Source organism: Sphingomonas guangdongensis (assembly GCF_900199185.1).
GTDB lineage: Bacteria > Pseudomonadota > Alphaproteobacteria > Sphingomonadales > Sphingomonadaceae > Sphingomonas > Sphingomonas guangdongensis.
This window is the reverse complement of sequence record NZ_OBMI01000003.1, coordinates 100,123-123,379: the sequence shown is the minus strand read 5'-3', so window position 1 is coordinate 123,379 and position 23,257 is coordinate 100,123. Positions and strand designations below refer to the sequence as shown.

The 23,257-nt window shown below is 70.1% G+C and carries 16 protein-coding genes; 12 read left to right on the top strand and 4 right to left on the bottom strand.

Annotation, left to right across the window (positions count from 1 at the left end; all coding sequences use genetic code 11):
* Positions 1-5 precede the first annotated feature (5 nt).
* From bioB to CRO12_RS12490, 3 genes are read right to left on the bottom strand one after another with little or no spacing between them, the layout of a single operon-like run.
* Complete coding sequence (bioB, locus tag CRO12_RS12500) at positions 6-1,007, bottom strand: biotin synthase BioB (RefSeq protein WP_097064421.1); 1,002 nt, start codon at positions 1,005-1,007, stop codon at positions 6-8.
* Positions 1,004-1,360 (bottom strand): hypothetical protein, encoded by a 357-nt coding sequence (locus tag CRO12_RS12495; RefSeq protein WP_097064420.1) that lies wholly within the window; start codon positions 1,358-1,360, stop codon positions 1,004-1,006. The genes bioB and CRO12_RS12495 overlap by 4 nt, the downstream gene beginning before the upstream one ends.
* A complete protein-coding gene (locus CRO12_RS12490; RefSeq protein ID WP_245858493.1) occupies positions 1,357-1,722 on the bottom strand; it encodes a lysozyme inhibitor LprI family protein in 366 nt (121 codons plus the stop codon). The genes CRO12_RS12495 and CRO12_RS12490 overlap by 4 nt, the downstream gene beginning before the upstream one ends.
* 362 nt (positions 1,723-2,084) lie before the next feature.
* Between CRO12_RS12490 and CRO12_RS12485 the strand changes: the two genes are divergently transcribed.
* The 4 genes from CRO12_RS12485 to CRO12_RS12470 all read left to right on the top strand — a co-directional run bounded on the left by CRO12_RS12485 (position 2,085) and on the right by CRO12_RS12470 (position 9,228).
* The gene (locus tag CRO12_RS12485; RefSeq protein WP_097064419.1) at positions 2,085-3,476 is read left to right on the top strand and encodes a helix-turn-helix domain-containing protein; all 1,392 of its coding nucleotides are present in this window, start codon (positions 2,085-2,087) and stop codon (positions 3,474-3,476) included.
* Positions 3,477-3,550: 74 nt separating this feature from the next.
* A complete protein-coding gene (locus CRO12_RS12480) occupies positions 3,551-3,859 on the top strand; it encodes a DUF485 domain-containing protein (RefSeq protein ID WP_097064418.1) in 309 nt (102 codons plus the stop codon).
* Positions 3,856-5,535 carry a cation acetate symporter gene (locus tag CRO12_RS12475; RefSeq protein WP_097064417.1) on the top strand — a complete coding sequence of 560 codons (1,680 nt, stop codon included), beginning with the start codon at positions 3,856-3,858 and terminating at the stop codon, positions 5,533-5,535. Before CRO12_RS12480 ends, CRO12_RS12475 begins: the two co-directional genes overlap by 4 nt.
* Before the next feature lie 120 nt (positions 5,536-5,655).
* Positions 5,656-9,228 carry a TonB-dependent receptor gene (locus tag CRO12_RS12470; protein ID WP_097064416.1) on the top strand — a complete coding sequence of 1,191 codons (3,573 nt, stop codon included), beginning with the start codon at positions 5,656-5,658 and terminating at the stop codon, positions 9,226-9,228.
* 68 nt (positions 9,229-9,296) lie between these two features.
* On the opposite strand, the gene CRO12_RS12465 is transcribed toward CRO12_RS12470, so the two are convergent.
* Positions 9,297-9,998 carry a DUF6445 family protein gene (locus tag CRO12_RS12465; RefSeq protein WP_097064415.1) on the bottom strand — a complete coding sequence of 234 codons (702 nt, stop codon included), beginning with the start codon at positions 9,996-9,998 and terminating at the stop codon, positions 9,297-9,299.
* 105 nt (positions 9,999-10,103) lie between these two features.
* On the opposite strand from CRO12_RS12465, the gene CRO12_RS12460 reads away from it, so the two are divergent.
* From CRO12_RS12460 to CRO12_RS12425, 8 genes are all read left to right on the top strand, one after another.
* Positions 10,104-11,366 (top strand): endo-1,4-beta-xylanase, encoded by a 1,263-nt coding sequence (locus tag CRO12_RS12460; RefSeq protein ID WP_097064414.1) that lies wholly within the window; start codon positions 10,104-10,106, stop codon positions 11,364-11,366.
* Positions 11,367-11,431: 65 nt separating this feature from the next.
* The gene (locus CRO12_RS12455) at positions 11,432-13,912 is read left to right on the top strand and encodes a glycoside hydrolase family 3 protein (protein ID WP_097064413.1); all 2,481 of its coding nucleotides are present in this window, start codon (positions 11,432-11,434) and stop codon (positions 13,910-13,912) included.
* A 2-nt stretch (positions 13,913-13,914) separates the two neighbouring features.
* Positions 13,915-15,402, top strand: a complete 1,488-nt coding sequence (locus tag CRO12_RS12450) for a tryptophan halogenase family protein (RefSeq protein WP_097064412.1) — start codon at positions 13,915-13,917, stop codon at positions 15,400-15,402.
* Complete coding sequence (locus CRO12_RS12445; protein WP_179641020.1) at positions 15,399-16,778, top strand: tryptophan 7-halogenase; 1,380 nt, start codon at positions 15,399-15,401, stop codon at positions 16,776-16,778. Before CRO12_RS12450 ends, CRO12_RS12445 begins: the two co-directional genes overlap by 4 nt.
* Positions 16,775-18,295 (top strand): tryptophan halogenase family protein, encoded by a 1,521-nt coding sequence (locus CRO12_RS12440; RefSeq protein WP_097064410.1) that lies wholly within the window; start codon positions 16,775-16,777, stop codon positions 18,293-18,295. Before CRO12_RS12445 ends, CRO12_RS12440 begins: the two co-directional genes overlap by 4 nt.
* Entirely contained in the window at positions 18,292-19,911 is a 1,620-nt protein-coding gene (locus CRO12_RS12435; protein ID WP_097064409.1) for a glycoside hydrolase family 43 protein, read from the top strand. Before CRO12_RS12440 ends, CRO12_RS12435 begins: the two co-directional genes overlap by 4 nt.
* Positions 19,911-21,698, top strand: coding sequence for a glycoside hydrolase family 9 protein (locus CRO12_RS12430; protein ID WP_097064408.1), 1,788 nt, complete (start codon positions 19,911-19,913; stop codon positions 21,696-21,698). Before CRO12_RS12435 ends, CRO12_RS12430 begins: the two co-directional genes overlap by 1 nt.
* Positions 21,695-23,209 carry a tryptophan halogenase family protein gene (locus tag CRO12_RS12425; RefSeq protein WP_097065048.1) on the top strand — a complete coding sequence of 505 codons (1,515 nt, stop codon included), beginning with the start codon at positions 21,695-21,697 and terminating at the stop codon, positions 23,207-23,209. Before CRO12_RS12430 ends, CRO12_RS12425 begins: the two co-directional genes overlap by 4 nt.
* Positions 23,210-23,257: the final 48 nt, after the last annotated feature.

Below are 23,257 nucleotides of genomic sequence, written 5' to 3'. Positions count from 1 at the left end.
GCGCATCAGGCGACCGGTCCTTCCGTCGCCATCGGCTCTGCCGCCGCGATCGGCATCGCGGAAAGGCCGAGCTTCGCCAGCAGCGCCGCATCGGCATCGTCACCCGCGTTGCGGGCGGTCAGCAGCGTGTCGCCGGTGAAGATCGAGTTCGCGCCGGCAAGGAAGCACAACGCCTGAGTCGCCTCCCCCATGCTCTCGCGCCCGGCGCTCAGCCGAACCATCGACTGCGGCATGGTGATGCGCGCAACCGCGACCGTGCGGACGAATTCGATGTCGTCGAGCCTGGCGAGCGGCGTGTCGGCAAGCATGTCGCCGAGCACCGTGCCCTTAACCGGAACGAGCGCGTTGATCGGCACGCTGCCCGGATGCTCGGGCAGGGTCGCGAGCGCGTGGATGAAGCCGACGCGGTCGTCGCGCGTTTCCCCCATGCCGACGATCCCGCCGCAGCACACGTTGATGCCAGTCGCGCGAACATGCTCCAGCGTGTCGAGCCGGTCGGCGAAGCTGCGCGTCGTGATCACGTCGCGGTAGCGTTCCGGCGACGTGTCGATGTTGTGATTGTAATAGTCGAGTCCGGCGTCGCCGAGGCGCGCCGCCTGGGCGGGGCTCAGCATGCCGAGCGTCATGCAGGTCTCCAGCCCCATTCCGCGTACGCCCTCCACCATCGCGCAGATCGCGTCCATGTCGCGGTCCTTGGGGTTGCGCCACGCCGCCCCCATGCAGAAGCGGGTGGAGCCGTGATCCTTCGCCTGCGCCGCCGCCTGGAGCACGGCGGGCACGTCCATCAGCCTGGTCGCCTTCAGCCCCGTGTCGGCGTGGACCGATTGCGAGCAGTAGCCGCAATCCTCCGGGCAGCCGCCGGTCTTGATCGACAGCAGCGTGGAGAGTTGGACCTGATCGGCGGCGTGGTGCGCGCGGTGGACGGTGGCCGCCTGGAACATCAGCTCGGTGAACGGAAGGTCGAACAGCGCGGCGATTTCGGTGCGGGACCAGTCGGTTCGCGTCATTTCAGCAGGCCCGCGATGAAGTTGTAGGTGAAGCCGCCGAGTCCGCCCGACAGCGCCATCCCGACCACGATCGATCCGATCCTGATCCGCCGCGCGACCACCGCGCGCGGCTCCGGCTTCACCTCCAGCGCGGCGAGCGATCCGGCCATCAGCACGCTGGTGACGGCGGCAACCAGGAAGCAGCTGAGGATGACAACGATCTGCTTGCGGTCGAACTGCATGCCACCGCTGCCATCGGTGAACGCGAACACGCCGCCGAGCGACAGCAGCGCGACGCCGGTCATGTGCTTGAACGAGTCGTAGGAGCGCGCGAACGGCTGCTCACCCACGCCCACCTCATCCTCGTCGATCATCGTTGCCACCTGAGCGAACGCAGCTGCGCCGCGCGATCGTTCGTCAGGCGCGCGCGGCACTGCGACTCCGCCATCGACTGCAATGATCCACCGGCGAACTCGCCGCCCTCGATGGCGCACTCGGCATCGCGGAACGCGAGCCAGGCGCGCTGGCTCGCGAGCGTGGCCGCCGCATAGCGGAAGCCGCCGCGGTTCGCCGCGTCCATGCGCTTCATCGCGGCGTAGGTCAGCCGCCACTCGCGCGTCATCGCGGCGTCCGCCCGTGCATAGGCACGCGCCGCGGCCTCGTTCACCTGGACCTGGGTCTGCGCCGCCGCCGGGCTGGCAAGCAGCGCAGCGACAAGCATGGCGATCGTTCTCATGAGCGTGCTGCCTTTCCGCGATGAGTAACGGCTATGCCCGTGCGGCGGACCGGAAGCCACATTGCGGCGGAACGGCTAGCAGTGATGGGGCCGCGGTCCCTGCGTCGGACCGCGACCCCGCTCGGCACGTCTCCGGCAAACCCCTATCCTCCTGCGTGTCGATCTCGTTTGTCACGGTCTTCACTACATCGGGGCCGGCGACGAAAGAAACCGGTGCGCAACCCGTTCGTGCGGGATCGCGTCGCCGTCTGCGAACTGCCGAGTCGCTTCTTCCAAGCTCGCGGCTCCGGCGCAAATGTTATGTTGCAAATGCCCTCTCGCACTATTTGCAAAATATGCCAGAGCGTGCTCATGTCCGCCGCATGGACACCATCGCACCGCGGCGCCGCCTCTTTGCCGGGCAGGAGGTGCGTGAGCTGCGCGCGGCGGTCGGCGCCAGCCAGGCGCAGCTCGCGACCACGCTCGGCATCTCGGTGCCCTATCTGTCGCAGATCGAGAGCAACGATCGCCCGCTGACCGCGCCGGTGCTGCTCGCGCTGGCGCGGAGCTTCCCGGATGCCTGGGGCGGCGTGATCGGCGCCGACGAGCCGCTGGTGGTCGCCGCCGCGGCCGCCGCCAGCGACCCCAGCGTCGCGGCACCGGCCGTACCCGATCCGATGCTGCGCCGCGCGGTGGAGCAGCAGCCGCAGCTCGCCCGCCGCCTGGTCGCGCTCCACCACGCGTTCCGGCAGAGCCAGGAGCAGCTGCGGCTGCTTGACGACCGCATGGACGCCGGCGGCGGCGAGGCGGCGCGGCTTCCCTGGGAGGAGGTGCGCGACTGGTTCCACGCGGCCGGCAACTACATCGACCCGCTCGATCGTGCGGCCGAGACGCTTGCCAAGCGGATCGGCGATGACCTCGCGACCTACCTGCAGGACGTCCACGACGTGGAGGTCGCCGCCATGGACACGGGCGGCAAGCAGCTGCGGCTGTGGGAGGCGGAGGCGCGCCGCCTGTCGCTCGACCGCGCGCTGCCGCAGGAGACCGCACGCTTCCTGCTCGCGCAGCAGCTGGTCCGGATCGAGATGCGCGGGCCGATCGACGATCAGGTGGCGGGCGCCGGGCTGCGCTTCGATGCGTCGCGCGAGCTCCTGGCGGAGGGGCTGGCGAACTATGCCGCGGGCGCGTTGCTGATGCCCTATGCCGCCTTTCGCGGCGCGGCACAGGCGGTTCGCCACGACATCGACCGGCTCCGCCAGTCGTTCGGCGTCAGCTTCGAGCAGGCGTGCCACCGGCTGTCGACGCTCCAGCGGCCGGGGGCGGCTGGCATCCCGACCTTCTTCCTCCGGGTCGACATGGCGGGGAACATCACCAAGCGGCACTCGGCAACGCCGCTCCAGTTCGCGCGCTTCGGCGGCGCCTGCCCGCTGTGGGTGGTGCATGAGGCGGTGGCGATCCCCGACCGCATCCTCGTCCAGCGCGCCGAGATGCCGGACGGCACCCGCTACGTCTCCATGGCCAAGGGGTTGGTCAAGCCGTCCGGCAGCTTCACCCGGGCACCGCGCCGCTACGCGGTCGCGCTCGGGTGCGAGGAGAGCGATGCCGCCGACTTCATCTACGCCGACGCGGTGCGCGGTGCCGAACCGACGCCGATCGGCGTGTCGTGCCGCATCTGCCCCCGCACCGACTGCGACCAGCGCGCCTTTCCGCCCGCCGGCACCGAACTGAGCGTAGATCCCGACGCGCGCGCAGTGGTGCCGTACCGCTTCACCTGATCGGCCAAGGGGGCTGGCGCTCCCGCCGGTTCGCGGCGATGCTTGGCCCAGGAACAGGGGAGGGAGCCGTCGGCATGATCGATCCGGACCACCAGGCGATCAGCCGCGATCCGCGCTACCGGCAGCTGCTGCGCGAGCGCGGGCGCCTGGCCGCCGTGCTGACGGCGGTGGTGCTTGCCGCCTATGTCGGCTTCATCCTGCTGGTCGCCTTTGCCAAGCCCGCGCTCGGACGGCCGATCGCGGGTGGGGTCACCTCGGTCGGAATCGTGCTCGGCTTCGCGCTGATCCTGCTCGCCATCGCCGTCACCGGCATCTATGTCCGCGCCGCCAACCGTCGCTTTGACCGGCTCGGCGCCGATCTCCGCGCGGAGCACGACCGGTGAGAGGACGGCTCCCTCTCCTCGCTGCCTTGGCGCTGCTGCCGACCCCCGCGCTCGCCGCCCAGCCGGCCGAGCGCGCGACCAACTGGACCGCGATTGCGATGTTCGCGATCTTTGCGCTGCTGACGCTCGGCCTCACTCGCTGGGCGGCGCGCCGGACCCGCACGGCCGCCGACTTCTACACGGCCGGCGGCGGTATCACCGGGTTCCAGAACGGCCTGGCGATCGCCGGCGACTATATGTCGGCCGCCTCCTTCCTCGGCATCACCGCGCAGATCTTCGCCGACGGCTTCGACGGGCTGATCTACTCGATCGGCTTCCTGGTCGGCTGGCCGATCATCCTGTTCCTGATGGCCGAGCGGATCCGCAATCTCGGGCGCTACACCTTTGCCGACGTAGCCTCCTTCCGCTTCGCGCAGGCGCCGGTGCGCAGCTTCGCCGCGACCAGCACGCTGGTGGTGGTGCTGTTCTACCTCATCGCGCAGATGGTCGGCGCGGGCCAGCTGATCACGCTGCTGTTCGGGCTGCCTTACGCCTATGCAGTGGTGATCGTCGGCGTGCTGATGACGCTCTACGTCCTGTTCGGTGGCATGACCGCCACCACCTGGGTGCAGATCATCAAGGCGGCGCTGCTGCTCGGCAGCGCGAGCTTCATGGCGGCGGCCGTGCTTGCGCCCTTCGGCTTCTCGCCGGAGGCGCTGTTCGCGCGCGCCGTCGATGTAAAGAGCGGACTTGCCGCGACCGCCGGCAGCCCCGATGCCGCCGCCGGCCGCGCGATCATGGCGCCGGGCAGCTTCGTCAAGGACCCGGTCTCCGCCATCTCGCTCGGCCTGGCGCTGATGTTCGGGACGGCGGGGCTGCCGCACATCCTGATGCGGTTCTTCACCGTGCCCGACGCGCGGGCGGCTCGCACTTCCGTGCTCTGGGCGACGGGGTGGATCGGCTACTTCTACATGCTGACCTTCGTGATCGGGTTCGGCGCGATCGTGCTGGTCGCAACCGAGCCAGGCTACAGCGACGCCGGCGGCGCGCTGCGCGGCGGCGCCAACATGGCGGCCATGCACCTGGCCCACGCGGTCGGCGGCGACCTGTTCCTAGGCTTCGTCTCGGCCGTCGCGTTCGCGACCATCCTGGCGGTCGTCGCCGGACTCACCCTCTCCGGCGCGTCCGCGATCAGCCACGATCTCTACGCCACCGTGCTGCGGCGCGACCGATCGGACAGCGCGGCCGAGCTCCGCGTGTCTCGCATCACCGTGCTCGTCCTCGCGGTCGCGGCGATCGCTCTCGGCATCGCGTTTGAGGGGCAGAACGTCGCCTTCATGGTCAGCCTCGCCTTCGCGATCGCCGCGTCGGGGAACTTCCCGGTCCTGCTCCTCTCGCTCCTGTGGCGCGGCTGCACGACTCGCGGGATCGTCGCCGGGGGCACGACCGGCCTGGTGCTGGCACTGGTCCTCACGATCCTATCGCCCGCCGTGTGGGTCGGCGTGTTCGGCCATGCCGCGCCAGTGTTTCCCTTCTCCTCGCCGGCGATCATCTCGGTACCTGCGGCGTTCGCGGTGATCTGGCTGGTTTCGCTGCTCGATCGAAGCGCTCGCGCCGACGCGGACCGGGCTTATTACCTCGCGCAACGCGTCCGTTCCGAAACCGGGATCGGGGCCGCCGCCGCCGGTGATCACTGACCGGCACGGCAGCGTTCCAACAAGCCCTATTGCAACGCTGTCGAGCTTGCGATAGCGCTACCGCCACAGAACAAGGCGCCACGGTTGATAGCGCTAACATCTCGGAGGGGCAGCAAGGGCATGACTGACAATTCGACTCTGTTCGGTGCGCAGGCCGCAACGCGGCTTCGTATCGGCGCTTCGGTAATCGCGCTCGCCGCCGCAGTGGCCGCACCTGCCGCCATCGCGCAGACGACGCCGCCCGCCGCCGATCCTGCGCAGGCACCCACCGTCACGCGCCCGCCGGAGCAGAACACCGCCCAGTCCTCCAGCCCGGATGGTCAGGGTACGCCGGTCGACAACGTGCCCGGCACCACGGAGGAAGCGCAGACCACCCCGACCGAGACGGTCGGAGACGACATCGTCGTCACCGGTTACCGCCAGGCGCTGCAGAGCGCGCAGCAGATCAAGCGCAACTCGGACGCGATCGTCGATTCGGTCACGGCCGAGGACATCGGCGCCCTTCCCGACCGCTCGGTGGTCGAGACGCTCCAGCGCATTCCCGGCGTGTCGATCAGCCGCTTCGCCGCCGGCGTCGACCCCGACCACTTCTCCTCCGAAGGCTCCGGCGCGACGGTGCGCGGCCTCACCTACGTCCGCTCCGAGTTCAACGGCCGCGAGGCGTTCTCCGCGCTCAACGGCCGCTCGCTCGGCTTCCAGGACGTGCCCTCCGAGTTGCTCGGCGGCGTCGACGTCTTCAAGTCGCCGACCGCCGACCGGATCGAGGGCGGTATCTCGGGCATCGTCAACCTGCGCACCCGCAAGCCGTTCGACACCGCCGGCACTTATATCGCCGGCACGATCGAGAACAATTACGGCGACTTCGTCCGCAAGTCGGCACCGACCCTGTCGCTGCTCGGCAGCACGAGGTGGAAGACCGGGATCGGCGACATCGGCATCCTCGGCAGCATCGTCTATTCGCAGCTGTTCACCCGCAGCGACCGCATCCAGCTGTCGAGCTTCCGCAACCGCCCGATCTTCTCCAACGGCACCCGCACCGACGTGGTCGCCTTTGACGGCGCGACCCAGCGCGGCACCGGGCTGTTCCCGCGCGGCGCCGTGATGGGCAGCGACGACCGCAATCGTGAGCGCTACGGCTACGCCGGTGCGCTCCAGTGGCGCTCCAACGACGGCTCGATGGAGGCGGCGTTCCAGTTCCTCCGCTCGGACGCTCGGCTCGCCTGGACCGAGAACGTCATCGAGATCGCGACCGACAACGTGACGGCGGCCGGCGACAGCCGTGCGCGCGCCGGTACCTCGGTCAGCTTCGATGAGGACGACATCTTCGACCAGGGCCTGATCACCGGCCCGACCGGCTGGCGCGCGGATCAGCAGAACGAGCCCGGCCCGATCGGCGGCGTCGGCACCAACGGCAACGCGACCCTGCCCGCGGGCCGCCGGACGCCCGCCTTCGGTCTCCAGTCGAACAACCAGTTCCGCGAGCACCTCGAGAAGAGCGTCACCGACGACTACGGCTTCAACTTTAAGTGGGACGTCAGCGACCGGCTGGGGCTGGTGTTCGACTACAGCCACGTCGAATCGACTGGTGAGGTCGTCGACAACACGCTCTGGACCACGACCTACCAGGACGCCTTCATCGACGTGCGCGGCAGCGACACGCCGATCGTCCGCTTCGTGCCGCCGCAGAACTGCGACACGTCGCTCACCAACGCGGCCGGCGTCTGCCAGGGCACGCCTGGCCTAGACGGCAACTTCCCGACCTATTTCACCGGCGCGAACCAGAGCTTCACCGATCCGGCCAACAGCTTCTGGCGCAACACGATGGATCACGTCGAGGAGTCGGAGGGCAACTCCGACGCCTTCCGGATCGATGCCGACTACGCGTTCCCGGAGAGCACGTTCCTGAAGTCGGTGCGGGTCGGCTACCGCTACGCCAACCGCAAGCAGGTCGCGCGCAACTCGACCTACAATTGGGGTGTGCTCTCCGAGCAGTGGGGCAACGGCGGTCCGGTCTGGCTCGACGAGCCGACCGGCGGCGTCGGCGGCGATCAGCAGGGCAACCAGTCTCAGGAAGGCACCTACCGCCCGTATTTCTGGGACAATTTCTTCCGCGGTCAGGCCGTCAACCCGGCGCAGGGCACTGGTCGTCTGTTCTACGGCGGACGCCCGGCGTCGAACTACCAGGAGCTGATCAACTTTTCCAAGCGGATCCGCGACGAGTGGCTCGCGCCGGACGCGACCACCGGCATCGTCCCCACCCCGACCGGCGGATCGACCGGCTGGGTGCCGCTCGCCGAGCGGCCCGGCGTGATCCAGGGCACCTACTACCTGCCCGGTGAGGTCAACCCGATCGAGGAAACCAACCACGCCGCCTACATCATGGCGCGGTTCGATACCGAGTTCGGCAACGGCATGCGCTTCAACGGCAACGTCGGCGTTCGCTACAGCGACACGCGGCGCACCAGCACTGGCTTTGTCCAGTTCCCGACGACCGATCCGCTGACCCCGGACGCAAATTGCGTGGAGACGATCCGCCAGATCGTCAATCCTGCGGCCGGCGAGACTCCGCCGGCACAGCCCACCATCGCTGCCGGTTGCGCCTTCCTGTACAGCAATCCGCAGCTGCGCGCGAACGCCCGCGCCTTCGCCAACTCGGCATCGGTCGCGAACGACGTCAACACGAACTACGATTACTGGCTACCCGCGGTGAACCTCCGCCTGGAGGTCGGCAACGGGCTGCAATTCCGCGCCGCCTATTTCAAGGGCATCTCGCCGCCCAACACCCGCGACATCCGCAACTACACGCCCGTGACGATTGGTGCTCAGGTGCCGGTCGGGGCGCTCCTTACGGTGGTTCCGAACACGAACACCGCCGATCCGAACGACGGCATCATTCAGGGCGAGAACCAGGTGGTGATCGAGGGCCGCGGCGTGCGCGGGGGTGCGCCGGACCTGCTGCCGGTCACCTCCGACAACTTCGACCTGACCGCGGAATGGTACTTCAACAAGGTCGGCTCGCTGACCCTGTCGGGCTTCTACAAGCGGGTGAAGGGCGTTGTCGTCTTCGACACGCAGCGGCAGAGCTTCACCAACGCCGGGCAGACGTTCGACACGGTGTTCACGCGCGAGCTCAACTCAGCCGACACCGGCGAAGTCTACGGCCTCGAGGCGGCGTACCAGCAGACGTACGACTTCCTGCCGGGCGCGCTCGCCGGGCTCGGCCTCCAGGCGAACTACACCTATGTGAAGAGCTCGGGCGTGTCGCAGCCGACGCTGGCGGCGGGCGATCCGGCGGTGGCGGGCGACCTGGTGTCGAACGTCGACGTGTCCGGCTTCCCGCTCCAGGGGCTGTCGAAGCACAACTTCAACATCACGCCCTTCTACGACTGGAAGGGGCTGTCGCTGCGCGCCTCCTATGCGTGGCGCTCGCAGTATCTGCTTACCACGCGTGACGTGATCACGCCCTTCGATCCGGTGTTCCAGGAGGCCTACGGCCAGCTCGACGCCTCGATCTTCTACCAGGTCACGGAGAACCTGCGCCTGGGCGTGCAGGGCGTGAACCTGACGAGTTCGCTCACCAAGACCTCGGTCGCGGTGCAGGGCCCGGACGGTGTGGACGATATCCGCATCATCCCGCGTGGCTGGTTCATCAACGATCGCCGGATCTCCGCGATCGTCCGCTTCAACTTCTGACCGTCGTTCTCCTCGCGGTCACACCTCGCCCGCCGGTTGCCTCAGCGCAGCCGGCGGGTTTTTCTTGATTAGGCCCGGCGGAACGTCGCGAAGATGTTGGCGGTCAGGCGGCCGCGACGTGGATCCGCCGACAGCCGTTCGGGCGCCGCGATCACGCCCGAGTGAAGCAGCCGGCTGCGATAAACCACCAGCCGGTTGAACGACGCATCGACCGCGCCCGTCTGCTCGAACCAGCGATCATCCGCAGCGACATAGCCGACCCCTGACTCCTCCGCGACGCGGGCAGCATCATAGGCGGCCAGCCGCTCGGGTGTGATCGCCTCAAACCCGGTCGCGCGGTGACGAAAGAAGGCGGTGCCGCCGAACTTGGCGTCGCACAGGTAGTGCAGGATCGCGAACTGCGCCGCGTCCGTCGTGTCGATGTGCGGCGCGCGCTGCGCTGGCACCAGCGCGTCGGGCGGCAGCGTAACCAGCGAGAAATTGCACTCCGCGCGCCGCGGCCGGATGGAGCCGAGGACGAAGGCATCGCCGATCGGCCCGGCCAGCCAGCGCACCACCGTCTCCACATAGTCGAGCGGTGCCGGTGCGCGCAGCCCCGGGTAGCCCCCGCCCGGCCCGTAGGCTGGATCGAAGCGGCTCGCCGCCGCCGCATCGACCAATCGCCCGGCGTCCGCGGCGACGTCGTCGATCAGCAGCACCGGCTCCTGCTCGCGGCCCACCGCGGTGAGCTGGACGCGAAGGCCGGTAGCCAGGGGAAAGCGGGTCGTCACACCCGTTCGCCTAAGCTGCGTACCCAAGCTTGACAACGCCATGTCCGCCCGTGTCTGATAGCGCTAACAGAAGGTCGCCGAGACGACCGTCAGGAGAGCGCTCACATGGATCAGGATTCCACGGGTTCGTTGCCGTACAGCCGACGCCGCGCGCTCGGCACCGGCGCGCTGCTGCTCGCGGGTGTGGCGCTTCCCGCCTGCGGCAGCGCCGGTCAGGCCGCTTCCGCCCAAGCCGGAGCCGACCCGCAGCAGCCGGTTGCCGCACCGACGCCGAGCCCGACGCCGGAGCCTTCGGCCGGGCTGCAGGCGATCGCGCGGACCCGCAATCTTACTTTCGGCTCATGCGTCGCCTGGGGCACTGCAGGCGCCGATCGCGGCTCCTTTGCCAACCCCGCCTACGCCGCGCTGCTGGAGCGCGACTGTGGGATCCTGGTGCCCGAGAACGAGATGAAGTGGCAGGCGATCCGCCCGTCCGCCGACCGCTTCGACTTCACCCGCTTCGACGCGATCGTCGATTTCGCGCGGGCTAAGAACATGGCGGTCCGCGGCCACACGCTGCTCTGGCACTACGACAAGTGGTTCCCGGCGTGGCTCAACGACTATGACTATGGCAGCAGTCCGCGCGCGGAAGCGGAACGGCTGCTCGCCACGCACATCCGCACCGTGACGGAGCGCTACGAAACCCGCATCCGCAGCTACGACGTGGTGAACGAGGCGGTCGACCCTGCGACCGGTGCGCTGCGGCAGACCTCGCTATCGCGCGCGATGGGCTCGGCGGAGGCGGTGCTCGACCACGCCTTCCGCACCGCCCGCACCCATGCGCCGCATGCCGAGCTCGTCTACAACGACTATATGAGCTGGGAGGCCGGCAACGAGCAGCACCGCGCGGGCGTGCTGCGGCTGCTGCAAGGCTTCAAGGCGCGCGGCGTGCCGGTCGATGCGCTTGGCATCCAGTCGCACATCGCCCTCCTCAACCCCACGCCGTCGGTGCCGCAGCTGGTCGCGCAGCTCAGCCCCGCGTGGCGGCAGTTCCTCGATCAGGTCGTGGCACTCGGCTACCGGCTGGTCGTCACCGAATTCGACGTCCGCGACAAGGGCCTGCCCGCTGCCGTGCCCGCGCGCGACGCGGGCGTGGCCGAGTTCGCCCGCGCCTATGTCGACCTGATGCTCTCCTATCCGCAGCTCGGTGACTTCCTCGTCTGGGGCATGAGCGACCGCTACAGCTGGCTGCGCGGGTTCGAACCGCGCGCCGACGGTGAGATCACGCGCGGCTGCCCCTACGATATCGATTTCCAGCCCAAACCGCTCCGCGCCGCCCTCGCCGCCGCGCTCGCCGCCGCGCCCGCCCGGCCGGCGCGGACGGCATGACGCGGCGCCGGGCGCACGCTATACAAGCGGCGGCGACGTTCGTCGGATCGAGGAGAGGGTTGAACATGAAGCGTTTGGTTGGAGCCGCCCTGTTGCTGTCGTGCGGCGCCGCCCTGGCCCAGACGTCGCCCGCTCCGACGCCGCCGGCGGGTGACACGGCCGTGCATCCGGAGCGCTGGCCTTCTCCGAAGTGGCCGATCGCCCGCGACGCCGCGCAGGAGCGGCGGATCGCCGCGCTCGTCCGCCGCATGAGCGTGGAGGAGAAGGTTGGTCAGGTGATCCAGGCCGACCTCGCCTCCGTCACGCCCGACGACGTGCGGCGCTACCATCTCGGCTCCGTGCTGAACGGCGGCAACTCGGGGCCGGGCAACGACGACCTTGCGCCCGCCGCCAAGTGGCTGGAGCTCGCCGACGCCTTCTACGCCGCCTCCGTCGACAAGACGGGCGGGCGCACCGCGGTGCCGCTGATCTGGGGCACCGACGCCGTCCACGGCCACTCCAACATCGTCGGTGCGACGCTGTTTCCGCACAACGTCGGCCTCGGCGCGATGCGCGACCCTGCGCTGATCGAGCGGATCGGCCAGGCGACCGCCAAGGAGATCCGCGTCACCGGTCAGGAGTGGACCTTCGCCCCGACCGTCACCGTGCCGCGCGACTGGCGCTGGGGCCGCGCGTATGAGGGCTACTCCTCCGACGCGGCGCTCGTCTCCGCCTACACAGCGGCGATGGTCCGCGGGTTGCAGGGCGCGCCGGGCCGCGGCGCGCTGCTGAAGGGGCCGCACGTCCTCGCCTCCACCAAGCACTTCCTGGCCGACGGCGGCACCACCGACGGCCGCGACCAGGGCGACGCGCGGATCAGCGAGGCGGAGCTGATCAGCGTCCACGGCGCGCCCTACGTCCCGGCAATCGAGCAGGGCGTGCAGACGGTGATGACCAGCTTCTCGAGCTGGAACGGCCTCAAGATCGCCGGCAACAAGGGGCTCGTCACCGACGTGCTCAAGGGTCGGATGAACTTCGACGGCTTCGTGGTCACCGACTGGAATGCGCACGGTCAGCTGCCCGGCTGCACCAACGCGAGCTGCCCGGGTGCGATCAATGCCGGGATCGACATGTACATGGCGCCCGACAGCTGGCGAGACCTCTACGCCTCGCTCCTCACGCAGGTGAAGGCGGGCGAGGTGCCGATGGCGCGGCTCGATGATGCCGTGTCGCGCATCCTGCGGGTCAAGATGCGGCTCGGACTGTTCGAAGCGGGGAAGCCTTCCGCCCGCCCATTCGCCGGCCAGTACAACGTCCTGGGCGCGCCGGAGCACCGTGCGCTCGCGCGGGAAGCGGTGCGCAAGTCGCTGGTGCTCCTGAAGAACAGCGGCTCGGTGCTGCCGATCAAGGCCGGTGCCAACGTGCTGGTCGCCGGCGACGGCGCCGACGATGTCGCGCGCCAGTCGGGCGGCTGGACGCTGACCTGGCAGGGCACGGGCCTCACCAACGCCAACTTCCCTCGAGCGACCAGCATCTGGAGCGGCATCGACGCCGCGGTGAAGGCGACCGGCGGTCGCGCGACACTCGCCCCCGACGGCCGCTTCACGACCAAGCCGGACGTCGCGATCGTCGTGTTCGGCGAGACGCCGTACGCGGAGTTCCAGGGCGACATCCCGACGCTCCAGCTCAAGCCCGAGCAGCAGGCGCCGATTGAAACGATGCGCCGGCTGAAGGCTGAGGGCGTGCCCGTGGTCGCGGTGATGCTGACCGGCCGGCCGCTCTACGTGAACCCTGCCCTCAACGCCGCCGACGCGTTCGTCGTCGCGTGGCTGCCCGGGTCGGAGGGTGCCGGCGTCGCCGACATGCTCGTGCCCGCGCGCGGCCAGCCCGCGCCCCGCTTCACAGGCAAGCTGCCGGTCGCGTGGCCGGTCAGCGCCGCAGTCGGGGCGGCGACGCTCTACCCGTTCGGCTACGGGCTGACCGGGGCGGAGTCCGCGACATGGACGCCGCTGCCGGAGAACAGCGGCGTGGCCGCGGCGAGCGATCGCACCCGCATCTTCGCGCGCGGCAGCGCGACGCCGGGCTGGTCGCTGGAGGCCGGCGGCACGCGCGTGACCCAGGTCCCCGTGGCGGCGGGTGGCGGACGGATCCGCGTGACCGCGGTCGACGGTGTCGCGCAGGAGAGCGGTCGCCGCTTCGACCTGAGCGGTGCAGAGGCCAAGTCGATCAGCCTCACCAGCCAGGAGCCGGTCGACTACTCGCGTGAGACCAACGGCGACGTGCTGCTGCTGATGCGGCTACGCCACGACCAGCAGCTGACCGGCCCAGTCACGCTCTCACTGACCGATGCGAGCAAGACCGTCACGCTGCCCTTCGACGCGCTGACCACCGCCGCGGCGGGCCAGTGGCGGACGATCGGAGTGCCGCTCAAATGCTTCCAGGCCAAGGGCGCGGACATGACGCGGGTCCGCTCGCCCATGACCCTCTTGACCAAGGCGACCGGCGCCTTCTCGATCGACGGCGTGTCGCTCGGCACCGCCGCCGACACCGTGGTGCGCTGCAACTGAGCATGGCCGGGAACATCGCCTCGGTCCTGATCGTCGGCGGTGGCACTGCCGGCTGGATGGTCGCGGCGGCGCTCGGCCACAAGCTGAGCGGTACCGGCATTGCCGTCACGCTGGTCGAATCGGAGGCGATCGGCACCGTCGGCGTCGGGGAAGCGACGGTGCCGCACATACGCGCCTTCAATCAGGCGCTCGGCTTCGACGAGGCGGCGTTCATGGCTGCCACCAACGCGACCTTCAAGCTCGGCATCGAGTTCCGCAACTGGGGTCGGATCGGCGACAGCTACATCCACCCGTTCGGCGCCTTCGGGCAACCGATCGGCGGGGTCGACTTCCATCACCAGTGGATCGCGCTGCGTCGCAGCGGCCGCGCCGAGCCGTTCGACCATTACTCGCTGCCGGTCGCCATGGCGCGCGCCAACCGCTTCGCGCATCCGGCGGCCGATCCGGCGAGTCTCGCCTCCACCTACGGCTATGCCTATCAGTTCGACGCGTCGCTCTACGCCCGCTTCCTGCGCGCGCAGGCGGAGGCAAAGGGCGTCACGCGACTGGAAGGGCGCGTGGTCGACGTCACGCAGGACGAGCGCGGCCACGTCTCGGCCGTCACGCTGGACGACGGCCGCCGCCTGTCCGCCGACCTGTTCGTCGACTGCTCGGGCTTCCGCGGGCTGCTGATCGAGGGCGCACTGGCGAGCGGGTATGACGAGTGGACCCACTGGCTACCGTGCGACCGCGCCTGGGCGGTGCCGTGCGCCAACGTCGGCCCGATCGGACCCTATACCCGCGCGACGGCGCTGCACGCCGGCTGGGCGTGGCGCATCCCGCTCCAGCACCGCGCCGGCAACGGCCACGTCTTCGCCAGCGGCTTCACCGACGAACAGGCCGCACTCGACCGTCTGCTCGGCCAGCTCGACGCCGCGCCGCTTGCCGAACCGCGCCAGCTGCGCTTCACCGCGGGCAAGCGGCGGCGGCAGTGGATCGGCAACACGGTCGCGATCGGGCTGGCGGCGGGCTTCCTCGAACCGCTCGAGTCCACCTCCATCCACTTGATCCAGCTCGGGATCGAGCGGCTGCTGGACCTGTTCCCGACCGCCGACTGGGATCCGCTCGACGCCGCCGAGTTCAACCGGCTGATGGATCTGGAATATGAGCGGGTCCGCGACTTCATCATCCTGCACTATGCCGCCACCCAGCGTGACGACACGCCGTTCTGGAACCACGTTCGCACCATGTCGCTGCCGGACAGCCTCGCCACCAAGATGGCGCTGTGGCGCGCCCGCGGAGTCGTCGTGAACTACCGTCAGGGCATGTTCCTGGAGCCGAGCTGGCTCGCGGTGTACCTCGGGCAGAACATCGTGCCGGACGGCATCGATCCGCGGGCAGGCGCCGGCGCTGCGGATGCTGCGGCGATGCTGCGCAACATAGCATCGACGGTGGAGCGCTTGCCGACGCACGAGAGCGTACTGCCGCGCACGCTGGAGGCTGCGGCGTGAGGGTCGCGGTGGTGGGTGACGGGGTTGCGGCGGCGCTTGCCGGCGCCGTGCTCGCCCGTGCCGGTGCGGCGGTGATCCGAGTGCCGACCGAGGAAGGTGGTACCGGGCTCGGACCGTTCGGTCCGGCGCTCACCGCCATGCCTGACTGGCAGGCGAGCGACATCGCGGCCGCCCTCCCCCCCGTCCCCGGTGCGAGCTTCGCGCTCGGGATCGCCTTTGCCGGATGGGCGGCGAATGGCGGCGGCTGGTTCCTCCCGTTCGGCGATGTCGGCGCGGCGCTCGGCCCGATCTCCTTTGCGCAGGTGATCGCGCGGATGCGGGCGCAAGGCCACGCGCTCCGCTTCGCCGACTTCGCGCTCGCGACGCAAGCCGCGCAGGCCGGCCGCTTCGCCCCGCCCTCCCCCGACCCACGCTCGCCGCTGTCGACGCTGGCAATGGGCGTCCACTACCCTGCCGAGGCGCTCGCCGATGCACTGACGGCGCTCGCTCCCGTCCAGGCAGTGGCGCCGCTGGTGCGGGTGGAGCACAGCGAAGGCAGGATCGCGGCGCTGGTCCTCGCCGACGGCGCGATGCTCGTCGCCGACCTGTACGTCGACGCGACCGGCGGGGACGGGCGCCTGATCGGGCACCTGTCGCCGGGTTGGGAGAGCTGGGCCGAATGCCTGCCCTGCGCGCGCGCGACCGTCACCGCCACGGCCGAGACCCAGCCACCCCCGCCCTATGCCTTCCACAGCGCCGACCGGGACGGCTGGGCCGCGACGATCCCGCTCGACGGCAGACGCGTCGAGACACGCTTCAGCGTCGCCGGTGCGGGCACGCCATACGTGAACGGCCGCCGGACGGCGGCGTGGCGCGGCAACTGCGTCGCGCTCGGCGCGGCGGCCGGCGTGATCGAGCCGGTGCTCGGCGCCCCACTGCTGCTCGCGCTCAGGCAGGCGGAGCGGATTGCCGCGCTGCTTCCCCATGCCGCCGATCAGTCGGCGGAGGCGGCCGAGTACAACCGGTTGACCGCCGCGGAGCTCGACCGCGCGCGCGATGCGGCGGTGGCGCTCTGGGCCACCAACGGCCGCGTGGGCGAGCCGCTCTGGGACGCCGCGCGCGACCGCGGGTCCGATCAGCTCCGCTGGACGCTCGACCTGTATCGCAGCCGTGGCCGGGTGCCGCTGTACGATGAGGAACTGCTTTCCCGCGCCGACTGGATCGCGATACTCGACGGACAGGGCCTCCGCCCGCGTCGGCTCGATCCGCTCGGTGCCGCCGTGTCAGACGCCGCGGTGACCGCGCACGCCGGGCGCCTGCGTGACCGCCTGCTCGCCGCCGTTCGCCAGATGCCCAGCCACGCCGACCAGCTCGCCCGGTACCGCGCCGCCTCATGACCGACACCGACCTGAACCCTGAGCGAGTCCGCTCGATTTGCATCGTCGGCGGCGGCAGCGCCGGCTGGATGACCGCCGCGACGATGGCGCGGCTGCTCGGTCCCACCTACGCGAAGATCACGCTGGTCGAATCGGAAGAGATCGGCATCGTCGGGGTCGGCGAGGCGACGATCCCGCAGATGCGGACCTTCAACCGCATGCTCGGGATCGAGGAGGATGAGTTCATCCGCCAAACCCGGGGCAGCTTCAAGCTCGGCATCCAGTTCGTCGACTGGAGCCGGCTCGGCCACACCTATTTCCACCCGTTCGGCAGCTACGGCGTCAACATGGGCGGATTGTCGTTCCACGCCTATTTCCTCCGCCTCAACCAGCTGGGCGAAGCGCCCGACATCGATGCCTTCTCGCTTCAGGCCGGCGCTGCGAGCCACGCGAAGTTCATGCGCTCCGTCGATGCCGGGACCAAGTCGCCGCTGTCCGACATCGCCTACGCCTACCACTTCGACGCCGGGCTCTACGCCCGCTACCTGCGCGGCTATGCCGAGGCGCGCGGGGTCGAGCGGCGCGAGGGCAGGATCATCGACGTCCGGCTCGACGAGCGCGGCCACGTCGGCGCGGTCGTGCTGGAGAGCGGTGAGCGGATCGAGGCCGACCTTTACGTCGACTGCTCGGGCTTCCGCGCGCTGCTGATCGGCCAGGCGCTCGGCAACGATTACGTCGACTGGAAGCATTGGCTGCCCTGCGACCGCGCGGTCGCGGTGCCCTGCGCAGGTGCCGAGCGGATGGAGCCTTATACCCGCTCAACCGCGCGCGCGGCCGGCTGGCAGTGGCGGATCCCGCTCCAGCACCGCATCGGCAACGGCCACGTCTACTCGAGCGCACACGTCTCCGACGACGAGGCAACGGCGGTCCTCCTCGCGAACCTCGACGGCGAGCCGCTCGCGGACCCGCGCTACGTGCCGTTCCGCACCGGACACCGCACCCGCGTGTGGGACCGCAACGTCGTCGCGCTGGGACTGTCGTCGGGCTTCATGGAGCCGCTCGAGTCGACCAGCCTGTGGATGATCCAGTCGGGGCTGTCGCGCTTCATGGCGATGTTCCCGGACCGCGGCTTCGACCAGGCGACGATCGACCGCTACAATCGCATCATCCTGACCGAGTACGAGGAGATCAGGGATTTCCTGATCCTCCATTACCACGCGACTGAGCGCACCGACTCCGCCTTCTGGGATTACTGCCGGACCATGCCGATCCCCGATCGGCTGGCGGAGAAGATGCGGGTCTACCGGGCCCACGGGCGGGTGTTCCGCGAGAATGAGGAGTTGTTCAATGACACGAGCTGGTTCGCGGTGATGTGGGGCCAATTGATGCGGCCGCGCGGCTATGATCCGGTCGCGGACGCGATGGGCCTCGACCTCACCCGCGATCGGCTGGCGGAGATCGCCGCCGTCATGCGCAACTCGGTCGACTACATGCCCGATCACCGCGCCTACATCCGTCAGCACTGCGCCGCGGCATGATGCTCCCGCTTCTCCTCGCGTCGGCCAGCTTCGACTGGTTCGACTATCGCGGCGCCGACCCGGTCGACCGCGCCGTTCAGGTCCGGCCAAGCGAGTACCGCAACCCGATCCTGCAGGGCTTCTACCCCGATCCGTCGATCACCCGCGTCGGCGACGACTATTACCTGGTCCACTCGACCTTCAGCTACTTTCCCGGCATTCCGGTCTGGCACAGCCGCGACCTCGTCACCTGGCGCCAGATCGGCAACGCGATCGACCGCCCGGACCAGCTCGACTTCAAGAACCTCGGCCTGTCGCGCGGCGTGTTCGCCCCCGCCATCCAGCATCACGCGGGCACCTTCTACATCCTCAACACCTGCGTCGACTGCGGCGACAACTTCCTGGTCACCGCAAGCAACCCGGCGGGGCCGTGGAGCGACCCGATCTGGCTGCCCGACCTGCGCGGCGCGATCGATCCGTCGCTGTTCGTCGACGCGGACGGCAGCGCATGGATCGTCAACAACGGCCCGCCGGAGGGCACCCCCCGCTACGAGGGGCACCGCGCGATCTGGATCCAGCGCTTCGATCTCAAGACCAACAAGACGTTCGGTCCGCGCAAGGTGCTGGTCGACGGCGGGGTCGATCCGGCGAGCAAGCCGATCTGGATCGAGGGACCGCACCTGATCGCAAAGGACGGCTGGTACTATCTGATCTGTGCGGAGGGCGGCACCGCAATCAACCATTCGCAGGTCGTGCTCCGCTCGCGCCGCCCGGACGGGCCATTCACCCCCGGCCCCAATCCGATCCTGACCCAGCGCGACCTGCCCGCCGACCGCCCCTATCCGGTGACCTCCGCGGGCCATGCCGACTTCGTCCAGACACCCGACGGCAAGTGGTGGGCGAGCTTCCTCGCCGTCCGCCCCTATGCCGGCGACTTCTACAACACGGGGCGTGAAACCTTCCTGCTGCCCGTCGACTGGTCGGGCGAGTGGCCGCGCATCCTGCCGGCCAAGACGCCGATCCCGCTCGCGCTCGCGCGCCCCAACCTGCCGCGCGACACCCGCCCCGCGCCGCCGACCAGCGGCGCGTTCGGCTACCGCGAGGAGTTCGACGCGGCGAAGCTTGGGCCCGAGTGGCTGATGATGCGCAACCCGCGGGAGAGCTGGTACACGCTGGCTGGCGGCGCGTTGACGCTGAAGCCCCGAGCCGTGGGCCTGGGCGACAACGGCAATCCGTCCTTCCTCGCGCGGCGGCAGCAGCACACCAATGCGACCGTCACGACCCGCGTCCGCTTCGATGCGGCGAAGGGCCGCGCCGGGCTGGCCGCGCTCCAGAACGACGATCACTGGTTCGCGATCGCCGTTGCGACGACTCCAAAGGGCCGGGTCGTCCGCCTGATCGCGCGGGGCGGCGAGCAGGAACCGAAGGCCGGCCGCATCGTGGCGGAGGCACCCGCCCCCGGCACCGCGCCGATCGAACTGCGCGGCGAGGCCGCCGGATCGACCTACCGCTTTGCCTGGCGCACCGCCGGCGCGTGGCGCACGCTCGGTCCGGCGCAGGACGGCACGCTGCTCTCGACCGCCAAGGCCGGCGGCTTCGTGGGCGCGGTGTTCGGCGTCTTCGCGGAGGACCGCTGATGCGCCTGCTCGCCGCGGCGGCGCTCGCCATCGCCGCGCCGGCGGCGGCGCAGGTCGGCGCGGTGCGATTGAACGGCGTCGGCTTCGCGCCGGGCGCACCCAAGCGCGCGATCGTGGAGACGACGGCAACGCGCCCGCTCGCATGGCAGGTGACGGGAGCGGACGGGCGCGTGCTGCTGCGTGGGCGCACCGTTCCGTACGGCCGCGATGCGGCATCGGGCCGCTCGCTGCACCGCGCCGACTTCTCCGCGCTCCGCCGGCCGGGCAACGGCCTCGTAGTCAAAGTGGGCGACAGCACCAGCCCACGCTTCGCGATCGCGGCGCACCCGTACGCTGCGCTTGCCCGCGACGCGCTCGCCTATTTCTACCATAATCGTGCCGGCACTGCGATCGAGGCACGCTTGGTCGGCGAGCGCTGGGCCCGACCCGCGGCACACACGCGCGAGTACGCGACCTGCGTGTCGGGAAAGGATACGCGCAGCAACGACTGGCCCAACTGCGGCTATGCCATGGACGTGACCGGCGGCTGGTACGACGCGGGCGATCACGGCAAGTACGTCGTGAACGGTGGCATCGCGACCTGGACGCTCCTCAACCTCTACGAACGCCTGCCCACCCGCTTCGGCGACAACAGCCTGCGCGTGCCGGAGGCGAACAACGGCACCTCCGACCTGCTCGACGAGGCGCGCAACGAGGTCGAGTTCCTGCTGAAGATGCAGGTGCCCGAGGGCCGCCGGATGCGCCTGCCCGTCGATCAGCCGGACGCCTCGAAACCGCTGCGCTTCAGCGAGGTGGAGATCGGCGGCATGGCGCACCACAAGGTCGCCGACCGCAACTGGACCGCCCTGCCGATGCGGCCGGACCGGGATCGGGAGGAGCGCGTGCTGCACCCGCCGTCCACCGCCGCGACGCTGAACCTGGCAGCGGTCGCGGCGCAGTGCGCGCGCATCTGGCGCACGATTGACGCCGGCTTCGCGCGCCGCTGCGCCGAGGCGGCCGATCGCGCCTGGGCCGCCGCCGAGCGGAACGGAGCGATCTACTTCGTCTCCGACTTCACCGGCAGCGGCAACTACGGCGACAGCGACCTCACCGATGAGCGTTTCTGGGCGGCGGCCGAACTCTACGCGACCACGCGTGACGCCCGCTACCTCGCCGTGCTGCAAGGCTCCTCGTTCCTGCAACAGAGCGCGCGCGAACCCGGCTGGCCGTCGGTATCGGCACTGGGGCTCGTGTCGCTCGCGCTCACCGACACGCCGTTGCGCGCCGAGGCGCGGCAGCGGATCATCGCTGCCGCCGACGGTTGGACCCGCGAGCGCGACCGGACCGGCTTCGCCATCCCGTATGCCGGCACGCGCTTCGCCTGGGGGTCGAACAGCAACCTGCTCAATCGCGCGATGCTGATCGCCCTCGCTTACGACTGGACGCGCGAGCCGCGCTACCGCGCCGCGGTCGTCGACGTCATGGATTATCTGCTCGGGCGCAATCCGGTCGGACGATCCTATGTCTCCGGCTACGGCACCGATCCGATGCGCGCGCCGCACCACCGCTTCTGGGCGGCGGGGATCGACCCGGCCTACCCGCCGCCGCCCCCGGGTGTCGTCTCGGGCGGGCCGAACAATGGCGGTTCACGCACCGACGGGGTGGAGGGCATGGCCGCGGACTGCGCGCCGATGGCGTGCTGGTCGGACAATGCGCGCGCCTTCGCGCTGAACGAGGTCGCGATCAACTGGAACGCGCCGCTCGCCTGGGTGGCCGCGTGGCTGGACGCGACCGAGCCGGCGGCGTGAGCGAACCGATCCGCGACGTCGTGATCGTCGGCGGGGGAACCGCCGGCTGGATGATGGCGGCCGCCGCCGCACGCTTCCTCGCCGACGGCCAGCGGCGCATCACCCTGGTCGAATCGGAGGCGATCGGCACCGTCGGGGTCGGCGAGGCGACGATCCCGCCCATCCGCGAATTCCTCGGCCTGCTTGGCATCCCCGAGGCCGAGTTCGTCGCGGCGACCGGCGCGACCATGAAGCTCGGCATCGAGTTCCACGGCTGGGGCGCTCCCGGCGAGCGGTACATCCACCCGTTCGGACAGCAGGGCCGCGATTTCGACGGGATCGACTTCCACATGGCGTGGCTCAAGCACCGCGCCGCCGACGGCATCGGGCCGCTGGAGGATTACTGGCTGAGCGCGGTCGCCGCGCGCGCGAGCCGGTTCGCCCCGCCGTCCGCGGACGGGCGCTCACCGCTGTCGCAACTCGCCTACGCCTACCACTTCGACGCGAGCCGCTTCGCCGCCTATCTCAGGCGCCGGGCGGAGGACCACGGCGTCGTCCGGGTCGAAGGCAGGATCACCCGGGTCGCGCATGACGGCGCGAGCGGCCACGTCGCGCAGCTTCACCTCGACGGCGGGCGGATCGTCACCGGTGACCTGTTCATCGATTGCTCCGGCTTTCGCAGCCTGCTGCTGGGCGACGCGATGAAGGTGCCGTTCCGCGACTGGACGCACTGGCTGCCGTGCGACCGCGCGGTGGCCGTACCGTCGGCGCGCACGGAGCCGCTGCTCCCGCTCACCCGCGCGATCGCGCACGATGCCGGGTGGCGCTGGCGCATCCCGCTCCAGCACCGCACCGGCAACGGCCTCGTCTATGCGTCGGGGCTGCTGTCCGACGACGCCGCGACGGCGCGGCTGCTCGCCGCCCTGGACGGCGCGGCGGAGGGGGAACCGCGCACCCTCTCGTTCCGCACCGGTCGACGCGATCGGCTGTGGGAGGGCAACGTGGTCGCGCTGGGGCTCGCCGGCGCGTTTCTGGAGCCACTCGAATCGACCTCCATTCACCTGATCCAGTCCGGCATCCAGAAGCTGTTCGCCCTGTTCCCCGACCGCGGCTTCGCCCCGATCCTGACGCAGGAGTACAACCGGCTGATGGCGGCGCAGATCGACGCGGTGCGCGACTTCGTAATCCTGCACTATTCCGCCAACGGCCGCGTGGGCGAGCCGTTCTGGGACGCGCTGCGCACCATGACGCTGCCGGATACGCTCGCCACCCGCCTGGCCCTTTTTCGCGAGAAGGGCCGCGTGCTCCGCTACGACGACGACCTGTTCTCGGTCGCGAGCTGGGTGGCCGTGCTGATCGGTCAGGGCGTGATGCCGACCGGCTACGACCCGCTGGTCGACGCGCTCGATGACGCGCGGGTGATCGCCGCGATGCGCGAGCTGCGCGGCGGCTACGCGCGGGTCGCCGCGCAGCTGCCGGCTCACGGCGCGGTGGTGCAGGAGTTGGCGGCGCGTGGTGCCGCGACCGGCTGACGCCGGGGATTGCCGCCGCTGCTCCGCTCCCGCAGAACGTCGCTACGG

Coding starts and splice junctions, on each gene's coding strand:
- CRO12_RS12435 (WP_097064409.1), top strand. CDS start 18,292: ATGATGCTCCCGCTTCTCCTCGCGTCGGCCAGCTTCGACTGGTTCGAC.
- CRO12_RS12430 (WP_097064408.1), top strand. CDS start 19,911: ATGCGCCTGCTCGCCGCGGCGGCGCTCGCCATCGCCGCGCCGGCGGCG.
- CRO12_RS12440 (WP_097064410.1), top strand. CDS start 16,775: ATGACCGACACCGACCTGAACCCTGAGCGAGTCCGCTCGATTTGCATC.
- bioB (WP_097064421.1), bottom strand. CDS start 1,007: ATGACGCGAACCGACTGGTCCCGCACCGAAATCGCCGCGCTGTTCGAC.
- CRO12_RS12490 (WP_245858493.1), bottom strand. CDS start 1,722: ATGAGAACGATCGCCATGCTTGTCGCTGCGCTGCTTGCCAGCCCGGCG.
- CRO12_RS12455 (WP_097064413.1), top strand. CDS start 11,432: ATGAAGCGTTTGGTTGGAGCCGCCCTGTTGCTGTCGTGCGGCGCCGCC.
- CRO12_RS12460 (WP_097064414.1), top strand. CDS start 10,104: ATGGATCAGGATTCCACGGGTTCGTTGCCGTACAGCCGACGCCGCGCG.
- CRO12_RS12495 (WP_097064420.1), bottom strand. CDS start 1,360: ATGATCGACGAGGATGAGGTGGGCGTGGGTGAGCAGCCGTTCGCGCGC.
- CRO12_RS12485 (WP_097064419.1), top strand. CDS start 2,085: ATGGACACCATCGCACCGCGGCGCCGCCTCTTTGCCGGGCAGGAGGTG.
- CRO12_RS12470 (WP_097064416.1), top strand. CDS start 5,656: ATGACTGACAATTCGACTCTGTTCGGTGCGCAGGCCGCAACGCGGCTT.
- CRO12_RS12480 (WP_097064418.1), top strand. CDS start 3,551: ATGATCGATCCGGACCACCAGGCGATCAGCCGCGATCCGCGCTACCGG.
- CRO12_RS12450 (WP_097064412.1), top strand. CDS start 13,915: ATGGCCGGGAACATCGCCTCGGTCCTGATCGTCGGCGGTGGCACTGCC.